This is a genomic window from Pseudonocardia sp. DSM 110487 (genome assembly GCF_019468565.1).
Lineage (GTDB): Bacteria > Actinomycetota > Actinomycetes > Mycobacteriales > Pseudonocardiaceae > Pseudonocardia.
Genome location: NZ_CP080521.1, coordinates 112,062 through 125,015, shown reverse-complemented (window position 1 = coordinate 125,015; position 12,954 = coordinate 112,062). Strand labels below are relative to the sequence as shown.

The window sequence follows — 12,954 nt, the reverse complement described above, 5'->3', positions numbered from 1 at the left end:
GCGATGCTAGGGCACCGGGAGGTACGGACCCTGGTCGAGGTCACCGCCCTCGAGGATCGCCGAGATGTCCACGTCCTTCCCCAACCCGAGCTCCTGCTGAAGGCTCTTGCCGAGTGGGCTGAGCTTGAGCTCACCCCGCGCGATCTTCCCCTTGTTCGCCGCGTACCACAGCCCGCGGAGCTTGGCGGTGGGCAGAGCGGTCTTGTACTCGGACTCCTGGATGGCGCGCATCTCGGCGATCTGCTCGTGCGTCGTCTTGAAGGTCTTGACGAGCGTCTCGTCGTACAGCTTCCGATCCATGAGGATCGCGAAGTCGAGGTCGCTGTCCGGGCCCGGGACCCCGACGGCGCGGCTGCCCTGCACCATCAGCCGGCCTCCCAACTCCTTGGCCTCGACTCCGGCCCGGATCTTCGCCGCCGCGTCCGTCCAATCGTCCGCATCGATCCCGCCGGGCACCCCGTTCGTCCTCGTCGTCTCGATCGCCCGCTCGAGGTCGTCGGGGCTCTCCACACGGTCGAGGTACTTGGCGAGCGATCCCGGCCGGTCCACGACGTTCATGAGCCGCTCGCGCTGGGCGGGGTCGGGCACCTTCGACCAGATGGTGTCCAGTGCCGCGTCGAGGTCGCCAGGAGTCCGGTGCGAACGCTCCCAGCGGGCCAGCGTGTCCGGGTCGTTGCCCGCCCGCTCCAGGTTGGTCGGAGCCTGCGGGAGGTCGCTGCCATTCCCCGGGATCTGCGGCGCCGTCGGCTGCCCCGAGCCAGGATTGGCTGCGTTCGACGGAAGCGCGGGTGACAGCGTTCCCGGATCGTCCGTGCGAACGGTTCCCGGCTGATTCCTGATGTTCTCCGGGAGGGAGTGCGGCGAATCCGCGGACGAGTCGCGGCCACCCCCCAGCGACTTCGTCCCGAGCTTCGAGATGAGCGCCCCGGCACCCCCGCCGGTGGCGATCATCGCCGGTCCAGAGGCCGCGGTCGCGAGCGTGCCGGCGGGGTCCCAGAACAGCTCGTGGCCTGCGCGGCCGGACGCGATCTTGCCGATCATGTCCATGCTCTGGTCCCACTGGGCCTTCAGCGGCCAGACGCGAGCGTTGTACTCGTCCTCGGACTCCCCGGGGAGGTACGGCTTCTCCACTCCGGTCCACGCGAGGTGGCCGAAGTTGCCGAAGTGGGTGCCGATGTCCTCGACCGTCTGCTTGACGGACTCCACACCCTCGTTCCAACTGGCCTTCAGCGGCCAGACACGAGCGGTGTACTCCTCCTCGGACTCCCCGGGACGGCGCGGCTCCTCGTCCCCCGTCCATGCGAGGTGGCCGAAGTTGCCGAAGTGCGTACCGATGTCGGCGAATCCATCGGTGACGTTGCGGCCCTGGTTGATGAAGAAACGGCCGACGGTCTCGTGCGTGTTGGCGCCGATCGTGACCGGGGAGCCGTCGGCGGTGAAGTGACCCTTCTTGTGCTCGTCGGGCGACTTCGACTCGATGTGGCCGGTCCCGGTGCCCGTCGAGCGTGCGTTCGACGGATCGGCGATACCGTGGCACTCGCCTGCGCTAGTGCCCGTGCAGGTGCTCCAGGTGTCGCGACCGCTGTCGACGTGCGTGCGGAAGGCGCCGCTGCAGGCGGTGCCCGCGGTGCCGGTGCAGGTCCCGCCGGCGATCGCCTCACCGTGGAGCTTGTCGCGGTCGGTGAAGGTGAGCGCGTAGCTGGAGACACCGCAGGAGCCGGCCGCCTGCTGCCCGCAGGCCTGCCACCCCTCGGCGGAGTTCCTCCCCGAGTTGTCCTCGGCCTCGACGCGCGCGTCGTACTTGCACACCGCACCGGCGCCGCCGTTGCAGCTGGCGAACGCGACGATCACGTTGTCGCTCTTCACCTCGATACCGGCCGCCGTGACACATCCGCCCGGGCCGTTCGCGCTGGAGGTCGAACAGTCGGCGCCCGAGCGGGCGGCCAGGCTCTCATCGGCCGTCTTGATGCCCGCGTCGCTGTGGGTCGTCGCCTTCCAGTCGCAGGCCAGCCCTTCGATGCAGGTGCCGTACGAGAAGACCGGGTTGCCCTTGCCGGTCTCGGTCCGGCTGTGGCATCCACCGGAGCCGACGCCGGTGCACTCCCCGACCGTCGACGTGCCCAGCGCGATCCGCGTGGAGTAGTCGCCCTTGCAGCTCACACCCGCGGTACCGACGCAGGACCCGAAGGCATCGACCTTGAAGTTCTCGCGCTCGCGGTCGGGGCGCAGCTCCGCCTTGACGCCGAGCGTGCAGGATCCCTCGCCGACGGAGCTGCACTCCTGGTGCGCCTTGCCCTCCGCGATCAGGTTCCCGACCTTCGCGTCGGCGACACCGCTGAAGCGGCAGCCGGGGCCCTTGCATCCGAGGTGCAGCCGGGTCACGCCGTGCTGGTCGACCTCGGTGTAGGCGACCAGGCCGCAGCCTCCGCCACCGAACCCGCCGCTGTCCCCGCAGTCCACCCCACCGTTGGCCTTCGTGGTGGGCGTCTCGATGTCCGCGTCGCCGTGCGCGTAGTAGCTGTGGCGGCACACCGCGCCGCTGCCGCTGCAGGAGGCACCGGCCGACGCCGACTTCGCATCGGCCTTCGCGACGGCGGACGTCGCGCAGAACCCGCCCGAGCCACTGCCCGAGCAGTCGGCGTCGGCGTGCGCATAGTGCTTCGGGTCGTGGTAGGCGTCGGCGACCGAGTGGGACTCGAAGCTCGCGCTGCAGTTCCGCGCGCCCGAGCACGACGCCGACGCGCTGGCACCCGTCGGGCTCGCGCTCGCCCGCGCCGTGACCGACACCCCACCTGCGCCCTGACCACCGCCGCCGGAACCGGACGCCGACGCCCGCGCCCAGTGGCGAACGGTCGAACCGCCAGGACCGGCGCCCTGGTACGACGCCGACTGCGACGCGCTCGCAGAGTAGGAGTGCCGGCAGTTCGCCGCGCCGGAGCACGACGCCGAAGCCGAAGCCCACCCGGGGCCGGACGAGGCCTGCGCCGTGACCGTCACGCCGCCACCGCCGAAGCCGCCGCCACCGGACCCGGAGGCCGACGCCCGCGCACCGCGGGCGGACGCCGACTTGGTTGCGGAGTAGGAGTGCCGGCAGCTGGCCCCCTCGGAGCCCGCGCACGACGCGGATGCCTGCGCGAACCCGGGACCGCCCGTGGCCGAAGCCGTGGTCGCGACATGGCCACCACCGGTCCCGCCGCCCCCGTGACCGACCGCGTCGGCCTTGGCGCCTGCGCCCCGTGCGTGGCTCTCCGCGCGGTACGAGTGGGAGCAGCCCGCCCCTTCGCACGCCGCCGACGCCATCGCGAGTCCCGTCCGCGCGTCGGCTGCGGCGCTGGTGGCGCACCATCCGGAGCCCGCGCCACCGGCCGCGCCGCACCCGGCGTCCGCGTTCACCCGGGTGCCGCCATGCATCCCGGAGGCGGTGCTCGTTGCCGCGAAGCTGCGGTGGCAGACCGCCCCCGCGCTGCCCTGGCAGGAAGTCGACGCCTGAGCCCCGGCAGCGCTCGCCACGAGCTTGCTCGTGGCCGCGCACTCGCCGCCCGCGGCTCCCGCGGTGCAGTCCGTCCGCACCTCCGCCCGGTTCAGCCCACCCTGCGCGGCCGCCGCGGCGGTGCCGACGGTCTCGATGCGGCATCCGGCACCGGCGCAGCCCGCGGTGAGGTCGACGTACCCCTTTGCGGAGAGCCCACCGGAGGCCCCGGCGCAGCTGCCCGCAGCGGCGCAGGTCGAGGTGGACCGCGCGTGGATGCCCGGGTCACCCGCTGCGGTGACCTCCGTCGTCGAGGACGTCCGGGTCGTGCAACCGGCTGTGGTGCCGTCACTGCACAGCGCCTCGACGAAGGTGGAGGAGTTGGTGAACCGCTCGTCCAGCCGCGCGCCTGCGGCCGAGGACGTCGCGCTGAAGCCGGCGGTGATCGCTGCCGAGCACGGGGCGGTGCCGGCACAGGCCGTGTCACCGGTGCTGCGGCTCGTCCCGTCGCCTGCGGTGGCGCTCCCGGTCAGGGTGCCGGTGCAGCCCGCCTCCGGGCAGACGATGCGGGAGGCGGCCTGACCGCTGACGGACGCTCCCGGGATGAGCTTGCCTGCCGCATCGGTCCCGGCGGCGTCGTCGGCGGCGGCCGACGCGTTGCTCGTCACCGCACACCCGGTGGCTGCCGCTGTGCAGGTCGCCGAGGTGTTCGACGCGCCGGTCGCACCGGTGGTGGCGGCCGTCGTCCCCGCGACGCAGCCCGATCCTGCGCAGATCGCGCGGGCGGACGACTCGCTCGTGCTCGCCGGGGCGCCGGTCACCGGCCTGGCGGCCAGCTCGGCAGCCTCCGACGCGGCCACTCGCGTCTGCTCCGCCAGTGCCACCGCGTCCGCGGCGGCCCTCTTCTGCTCTGCTGTGGCATCCGCCCGGCTCGCAACCCGTGCGGCCAGTGCGGCGTAGTGCTCCGCCTGCGCGGCCTGCTCGGCCAGCTGCACGGCGGTGGAGATCCGGTCTTCCGCGATCATGTCGGCCACGACCTGGCCCGACGCCGCGGTGGCGCTGGTCTGCGCCCGGCAGCCGCTCGCGCCCGTGGCGCAGCTGCTGCTGGTGCTGGAGCCGCCTGCCGGTGGGCCGCGAGCCCCGGTCACACCGTTGCCGGCGGTCGGGCCGTCGGTGCCGGCAGCCGAGCTGCGCGCCACCCCGGTGCACCCGTTGGCGCTGCCGGAGCAGTCGAGCGTGGCGTTCGCCATGGTCCAGCTGGACGCGCCGGGGACGGTGGGCGCACCGAAGTTCGCCGACGAGCCGGGCGCTGTGGGCACCGGCACTGCCGGCTGCTCCTGCTGCGGCCCGCTGCCCTGCGGGGTGTCACCCGTAGTGCCGGAGGCCACCGTCGCGTTGGCGGTGGAGCGCTCGGCCACGAGCGGGGCGATCACGTTCGCCGACGGGTCGGACGAGGCACCCGAGTTGGTGACCGCCTGGCACACGCCGCCGGAGACGCCTTCGCAGGAGCCGGTGCCGTGGGAACCGCGGGCCGTGGGCGACACCAGCGGGTCGGTGGCGTTCGCCGCGCTCGACACCGAGCCGCTGCAGGCGGTCTCACCGGCGCAGGTCATCGCCGCTCCGGCGGCCGAGGCCGCGGACGGGCCTGCCGGCAGGCGGGCCGCGTTCACCGGCTGCGGACCCCCGGCCAGCGCCAGCGCCGCGCCGGGACCGCTGGAGGCGGTCGAGACCGACTGCACGTTGCAGCCGCCGGTCGCACCCGTGCAGGACGCGGTGCCGTCGGAGATGCGCGTCAGCGCGCCGTCCGATGCGGTCGTGCTCGTGCGCACCGAACCCGTGCACGACGTTCCGGGCGCGCACGCCAGCGCCGCGTTCGCGGTGGCGGTCGACGACGGTCCGGTCGTCGGCTGGCCGGGCAGCGGGAGCCCGGTGTTCGGATCGGTGGCAACGAAGTCGTTCGCGCTGGACGCCGCCGAGCTCGCCGTGCCGGCGCACCCGCCGCCCGTCACCACGCACTCGGTGGACGCGGAGGTCCCGCGGGCGTCGGGCGTGACGGCGGTGTCGCGGGCGCTCGTGGCCGAGGTCGCGGTGCCGCCACACTCGGTTGCGGCGCCCGAGCACTCCACCGAGGCGTTCGCGTTCGACACACTCACCGGACCGGAGACCGGCACGCCGGCCACGACCTCGCCCGCGGTGGGCTCGCGGTCGGACACGAGCGTGTCCGCGGCCGTCGAGCAGGCGCCGCCGGCGCCGTGCGCCGAGCAGGACGAGGTGGCTGTGCTGTCCCGCACGCCCACCACGTCGCCCGAAGCTGCGCCAGAGGTCGTGCTGTTGCCCGTGCCCGAGCACTCCGTGGTCGCGCAGGCGACGGTGGTTCCAGCGGCGCTCGCCGCGTACAGCTCCCGGGTGGCGGCGTTGCGGACCGAACGGGACTCCTTGCCGGCATCCCCGACCTCGGAGGCTGACTCCGCCGAGCACTCGCCTGCGGAGGCCGTGCAGGACGACGTTCCGCTGGTCTCCCGCACGGGCGCCGCCGCGCCGGCGACCGCCGGGCTACCGGTGGTCTTCCCGTTCGTGGTGCCCGTCGCGCTCCCGGTGCACGCGGTGTCGCACTCGACACTGCCGCCGGCCGTGCTCGAGGCCGACAGGTCGCCGTCCTCGCCGTCGGCCTGCGAGCCGCTGCGGGCCGAGCAGGAGGCGCCGTTCACGGAGCAGTCGGCGCTCCCGGTCGTGGTGGACTGGCGCGTGCTCGCGGTGACGGCGGAAGCGTCGGTGCGCGTGCCGGCGGACCCGGTGCACCCGGCGTCGCACCCGGTCTCGGCGTCGGCGACGACGTCGCCGTCCTCGCTCACCCCGACCCGGCTGGACGTGCCGCACCCGGTGGCCGACTCGCACCGCGCCGAGCCGCTTCCGGCGACCCGTGTCTCAACGGACTCGTCGGCGGAGGCGAGGCGCACGGTGTCCCGATCGCCACCCGACTCGTCACTGCCGCGACCGGAGCCGCTCGACTCGCTGCGACAGGTCCCGCTGCCCGACTCGCATTCCGCGCTCGCGCCCTGTCGGTCGGCCGTGCTCGACTGCCCGCAGTCCCCGGCAGCGCCGTCGCACCGCGCGGACGACCGCGTCTCCGTGCCGTCGGCGCCGCGGCTCGACGCGCTGCTCCCGCAGCCGGTGTCGTCACACGACGCGTCGGCCTTCGAGCCGCCCGACTCCGACGACGCCCCGCAGTTCGACACCCCGGACAGGCACAGCTTCCGCTCTGAGTCGCGCTCACCATCGGCGGACTCGCTCGCCGAGCCGCAGCCGACGAAGGACCCGTCCGCGTCACATCCGGCGGTCGCGCCCTCACCGTCGAGGTCGTCCTCCGACACCGTCCGCACCTCGCGGTCGGTGGCGTCCATCAGCTCGTCGGTGGACTCGTAGACGTCGTCGCGACGCATCTCGTAGTCGGCGACGTTCTTCTCGTGCGTGTCGCGGTCGGCCGCGCCGGAGGCGACCTGCTCTTTCTCGGCCGCCAACTCCTTCTCGCGCTTGCTCAGCTCGCGGTGCCCGTCGACGACCTCGTCGACCAGCTCCACGCGGTCCGGCGACAGCTCGTCCCGGCGCTCGACGGACTCGCGCTCCCGCTCCGCGTGCTCGGCGGCCTTCCGGTCGTAGTCGGCCTGGGACGCCTCACCCGAGGCGACCTTCGCCTTGTCCCGCTCCAGCTCTTCCTTGCTGTTGTCGACCTCGATCCGGTCCTCGAGCACCCGCTCGGTCAGCTCCGGAGAGTCGTCGTAGTCCTGGTCTTCATCGTCATCGCGGTCGTCGTCCTCGTCGGACTTGCGGGACTCGTCCGCGTCGTCCTCGTCGGAACTGAGGAGCGCGACGGTCTCGGCCGGTGGGCCGCGCGGGTCAGCGGGCTCGCCGGCACGCAGCCGCGCCTGCTGGATGTCCTGTTCCTCGCCGGCGTCGGGCGCATCGGCTGCTTCCGTGAGCACCTGCTCCCACGCTGCCTCCTCGGCATCGGAACGTGTCTCGTCGGAGTCGGAGTCGGCGTGGTCCGCGCCGGCCGCCTCGTCGATGGCCTCACCGACCAGATCGGTGACGTTCGCGGCGAGCACGCCGGCGGTGTCCGAGCCGGACTCATCGGAGCCCTCCTCGGCGTCGCTGTCCGTGGAGTCGCCGTCCCGGCCGTCCATGTCCTCGTCGCGGGCTGAGGAGTCCTCGAGGGTCGGCTCCTCGACCAGGTCCTGGACGCGCTCGGTGGCGTCGTCGCTGATGCCCTCGGCGAGGTCGGCGGTCGATTCGGCCAGGTCAGCACCGTCGGCGTCGCCGGCCGCACGGTCAGCGGCGTCCGAATCGGCGGCCTCGGAGTCGGCATCGTCGCGAGATTCCTGCGAGTCGGAGGAAGGCTGCTCCTCACTGATCTTGTCATAATCCTCGCGGTCGCGGTCGGCCCCTTCGCCGCGCGAGACGTCATCGCCCTCGTCGGTGGCACCGTCGACCGTGCCGTCGGAGTCGATCGACGCGTCGTCCGACTCGTCCGTGGCAGCGGGCGCCGAACCCCGCTCGTCATCGGCGTCGGCGTCCTGGTCCGCCGCGGAGTCGCTCGACGCGGGCTGCGACCGGGTGGGCTCGTCGGTCTCCGATTCCTCATTGTCCGCGGCGACGTCGGAAGCCGGCACGTCGGACTCGCGGTCCTCGTCGGAATCGTCGCGCTTCTCGACCGCGGGCTTCTCCTCATCGGAGTCCTCGCCGCGCGACTCGGCGGGCTCGGCCTTCTCGCCGTTCGAGTCGCGCTGCTCCGATTCGCCGTTCTCCGATTCGCCGTTCTCCGAGTCGCCGTTGGCGGACGAGCTGTCGTCGGAGCGTTCCTTGCCGGACTCGTTCTCGTCCGACTCCTTCTTCTCCGACTTCTTCTCTTCGGAGTCCTCCTCCGCGGAGTCCTTCTTGACCGACTCCTTCTTCGTGGAGTCGTTCTCGTCCGAGTCCTTTTCGTCGGACTTCTTCTCATCCGACTTCTCGTCGGAGTCCGTCTTCTCGTCGGAGTTCTTCTCGTCCGAGTCGCTCTTGTCCGAGTCGCTCTTGTCCGAGTCGCCGCCATCCGAGTCGCCGCCGTCATCAGAGGCAGCCAGCAGGAGAAGCGAAGAACCGGGCGCGCGGCCTCCCGCGGCCCGATCCTTGCCGCCCTTCACGGCCCCGTACGAAACGGTCTGAACCGGAACGGCGGCTGCGGTGGTCGCCGTGGAGGAGAGGAAGACGCCCCCGACCCACAGCACCGCGAAACCGAAGGCGACACCCAGGATCGTGCGCAGGACCAGTGCGAGGCGCTCCACCGGCGAGGTCCGCAGCCGCACGACACACGCGTCGGGACGCACGGCGAGGCTGGCGGCCTCACCGTTGCGTACCGGGCGCGCGAACATGACGGGTTGCTCCTCGAGAAGGAAGTCGGCGGTCGGAACCGAATGGGAACAGGCAGAAGACGTGCAGGAAGCACGAGCAATACCAGGTCGCGCCTGAGGCAAGCGACCATCACTGGACGGGTAAGAGCACTCGCATCCAGCAACTCGCCATCCGGCCACATCCGACGCGCAACGTCAGCGTCCAATGGATCCGGGTGACGACCTCGATCCCAAGATCAAGGTCTGGCCGAAGATTAGCAGACGGGCAGGAGGCGACCAAACCGACTTGTTGTGACCCCCATCACCCGACCATGACTCGAGGTATGTCGATGTCGACCGCGCCGGAGGCGACGCCTCAGCCCGCCGCCGGAACGAGCACGTCGCCACAGGACGCCCGCGGCGACCGACGGGCGTTCTCGTCAACGACCACCGCTTCGGCGGCCCGGATCCGGAGCGCGTCGAGATCTCCGGGCCCGAGCGCGTCGCGCCTCACCCAGTCGGTGACACCCGCGGGACTCGTCGCAATCTTGTCATAACCCGCGACCAATCGAGGGTCGACGGCGAGCCCGGTCAGCCGCGCCCAATCGGGGTTGAGAGTGAGGAAGGTGGGCCGCACATCGCGAAGGAGATGAGTACGCAGCCCGGCGATGTCGCCGACCGCCCAGAATTGCGCGATCCGACGGTCGGCGAGACCGACGATATCGACCACCCGCAGATTACTGACGAGTGCGGCGCCGCCGATGTCGGGAGCGGCGAGCACCGGATCGGGGACGTCGACGATCTCCGCATAGGAATTGATCGTCCACCCCGTGTTCTGCGCGACGAGGCACAGCGGCGCGGTCGGTGCGGCGCGGAATGCGCGCAGTCCGTCGACGAATGCGAGCCCGGAAACCGCGGCCGCGATCATCGCGAGTACCACCACCGCGATGCGGGCCCGTGCGACGAACTGCGGAGCGACCACAACTGCGGCCACTACCCCGGCGAGCGCAGCCAGTGGCCATACCGGTGTGGCGAATCGGAGCTGTCCCATCCAATCCGGCGCCAGCACACCGAATGCCATTACCGCGAGCGCGAGCGGCACGAGCAGGACCACGAGTGCCCGGCGCCGGATGCCCGGTCGCGCCAGGACGGCCCCGACGGCCCCGACCGCCAGGAGCGCGGCAGGCCACCCGATGTAGGTCACCAGCTCGCCGGGCCGGGTAGCCGCTGCGAGTCCGGGGAGGCCCTGCGACTTGGCGATCGCGGTATTCGGCAGGTACTCCCCGAACACCGCGATCCGCCACGCCAGGTAGGCCCCCACCGGCACGGCGAAGACGAGCAGGTTCAGCGCTGTGGCCCGCGCGGCGCGGGCCAGGTCGGCCCGGCGAAGCAGCAGGAGCACCGCGAGTGGGAAGGCTCCGGCGTACACGAGGCCGTCCGGGCGGGTGAGCGCCGCCACCGCTGCGAGCAGGCCGCACCAGACGGCCGTGGAGGGTTCGAGCAACCGGCCGGCCACGACGGCCCGGACCAGCACCGCCGCCGTTCCCGTAGCGGCGAGCGCCAGCAGCGCGTTCTCCAGGCCGGACATCGTCCAGATCACGAAGGACGGCACGACCGCGGTCACCAGGCCCGCGACGACCGTGACCAACGCGGGCCTGCGGGTCATGGCGATCGCCACGGCGTAGCAGCAGGCGAACACGCCCGCGACGAGCACCAGCGCCAGCAGCTTCGGGAACGCCACGTAGTCGGGCATCCCGAACCAGGTGCCCCGGTCGAACAACCCGGCCCAGCGGCCCAGCACCAGCAGCCCGAGCCACGCCGGGTTCGAGAAGCCCTCGACCGGCTCGGCCCCTGGCTGCAGGACCGGCCCCGCGCCGGTGGCGATCGAGCGGGCGTAGGCGAACGTGATCCCGGCGTCGTCGACGATCCAGCGGCCGTAGAGCAGGGCGTGGGCACCGAACGCGGCCGTCGGCACCCCCACGGCGACGACCGCCCGCACCCACCACGCGGCCGCCGCGAGATCGTCGGGCGCTCCGTCCACGCCCCTGGCCACGACCAGGGGCCCTCGATGGGCCACGGTTACGCGCCGAAAGCGTGGCGGGCCAGTGCGCGGACGCCGCCGAGTCCACCGTGCCGGGCCGCGGCCGGCAGCCGGGTCAAGGCGTTGATCCGCGACGACAGGTGGCGGCGGGCGGCGCGCGCGGCCCGCGGCCAGCCCCGCGCGGTCATGCGGTCGGCCGTCTCCAGGAAGAACCTGCGCTCCTCGGTGAAGCGCCTGCCGTCGGCGGCGTGCGCCGACGACACCGACGCATCGTGACGCCGGTACTGGAAGCAGGTGGTGGGCTCGACGAGTAGCGACTCGCCGTCGAGCACGAGGTCGAGTACCAGGGCGAGGTCCTGGACCACGTCGACGCCCTCGCGGAACCCGGTGCGCCGCAGCGGCTCGGATCGCCAGCAGATCGACGGGAAGTACAGCCAGTTGCCCCGCAGCAGGCTCACCGCGAGCTCCTGCCCGGCGAATACGGTGGCCTCCGTGACCCTGGGGGCGTACACCCAGCGCTTGCCCAGGTCCACCAGCGAGCGCGCTGGCGCGCCGTCGGCGTCCACCACCTCGACGCCGGGCTGGATGATCGCGGCCTCCGGGTGCGCCGCGTGCGCGCGTCGCACGGTGCCGATGTAGCCGGGGAGCATGAGGTCGTCGTTGCCGACGAGGACGGCGAGGTCGTGCTCGACCAGGTCGACGCACTGCTGGAAGTTGCGGTTGATGCCCAGGTTGCGCGGGTTGAGCCGGTACTGCACACGCTTGTCGTCGAGGCCCGCGCACCAGTCGGCGAGCGCGTCGTCGGCGGACTCGCCGGTGTCGTCGAGGATCGTGAGCCGCCAGTTCGGGTCGTCCTGGGCGAGCACGCTGCGGATGGTGGCCTGCACGAGGTCGAGCCGCCCGTAGTGGGGCAGCATGACGTCAACGGTCGTCACCGGACGGTTTCCTCGCTCACCACCGGTGCCCGGTCGCCGTCGCCGGTCGCGACGCTGACGACCTGGGCCGAGTGGAGGCCCCGTTCCTTGTTGATGAGCTCCGCCTCGCGGATGGCCACGGTGCGGGCCAGCTCCGTGTAGCGACGGTCGACCACCCGGAACCGCTGGTACATGCTGAACATGCCGGCCATGAACGCCACGACCAGCGCGTACACCACGAGGTCGGTGCCGCGGCCGACGCCGAGAAGCTTGGCGATCGCGGTGAGGTCGTCTGGCCGCATCACGGCGTAGACGTTCGCCAGCGCGAACAGCACGAGCGCGATTCGCTTGCTCGCCTGCACGTAGACGGCGTGGGAGCTGCGGACGAAGACGTACATGATCGTCAAGACCGCGAGCACGAGGACGAACTGGATGAGCACGGCCGATCAGCCTCCTCGGTGGCGGACGGACAGGTCGAAGAGGATGTTGACCCCGTTCAACAGCGACTGGCCCTTGCTGCGGGAGTACTCGGTGTAGCGGATCGACACCGGGATCTCCCGCACCCGCCACTTCGAGCGTCCCAGGTACGAGACGATCTCCGAGGCGTGCGCCATGCCGTTCATGGAGATTTGCAGCTGGTCCGCGACTGGGCGGGTGAGTACACGCAAGCCGTTGTGTGCGTCGGTGAGGCGCAGCTTGCGGCCCGCCGGGCTGAGCAGCACCGCGAGACGCAGCACGAGCCGCTTGATCACCGGCACCGAGTCGGCGTGGTCGGCGAACCTGGTCCCGAGCACGACGTCGGCTACCCCGGAACGGGCAACATCGACCATCGCGGCGGCGTCCTCGAGCCGGTGCTGGCCGTCGGCGTCGTAGGTGACGAAGTACTGCGCGCCCGGCTGCACGCGTGCATAGGTCAGACCGGTCTGCAACGCGGCGCCCTGGCCGAGGTTCACCGGGTGCCGCACGAGGTGGGCGCCCGTGCGCAGCACGGCCTCGGCCGACCCGTCACGGCTGCCGTCGTCGACGCAGACGACGTTGGGGAAGACCGCAAGTACCTGCCGGACAACGGATTCCAGGACAGGCGCCTCGTTGAAGACCGGGATCACGACCCAGACGTCCTCGTTGCGCCTGCCGTCGACGGTGGTCACACCGCTCTCCTCCGGGTCG

Annotated in this window: 5 protein-coding genes; all 5 read right to left on the bottom strand. The window is 72.1% G+C overall.

The features are described from left to right. Positions 1 to 6: 6 nt before the first annotated feature. Positions 7 to 8,874, bottom strand: a complete 8,868-nt coding sequence (locus tag K1T35_RS00605) for a hypothetical protein (RefSeq protein WP_220258246.1) — start codon at positions 8,872 to 8,874, stop codon at positions 7 to 9. A 334-nt stretch (positions 8,875 to 9,208) separates the two neighbouring features. Beyond that, positions 9,209 to 10,885, bottom strand: a complete 1,677-nt coding sequence (locus tag K1T35_RS00600) for a hypothetical protein (protein ID WP_220258245.1) — start codon at positions 10,883 to 10,885, stop codon at positions 9,209 to 9,211. Between the two features lie 26 nt (positions 10,886 to 10,911). Continuing rightward, on the bottom strand, positions 10,912 to 11,808 hold the full coding sequence (locus K1T35_RS00595; RefSeq protein WP_255621446.1) for a glycosyltransferase family 2 protein: 897 nt from the start codon (positions 11,806 to 11,808) through the stop codon (positions 10,912 to 10,914). Further along, positions 11,805 to 12,227, bottom strand: coding sequence for a DUF2304 domain-containing protein (locus K1T35_RS00590; protein ID WP_220258244.1), 423 nt, complete (start codon positions 12,225 to 12,227; stop codon positions 11,805 to 11,807). Before K1T35_RS00590 ends, K1T35_RS00595 begins: the two co-directional genes overlap by 4 nt. A 6-nt stretch (positions 12,228 to 12,233) precedes the next feature. Next, a complete protein-coding gene (locus tag K1T35_RS00585) occupies positions 12,234 to 12,935 on the bottom strand; it encodes a glycosyltransferase family 2 protein (protein WP_255621445.1) in 702 nt (233 codons plus the stop codon). Positions 12,936 to 12,954 lie beyond the last annotated feature (19 nt).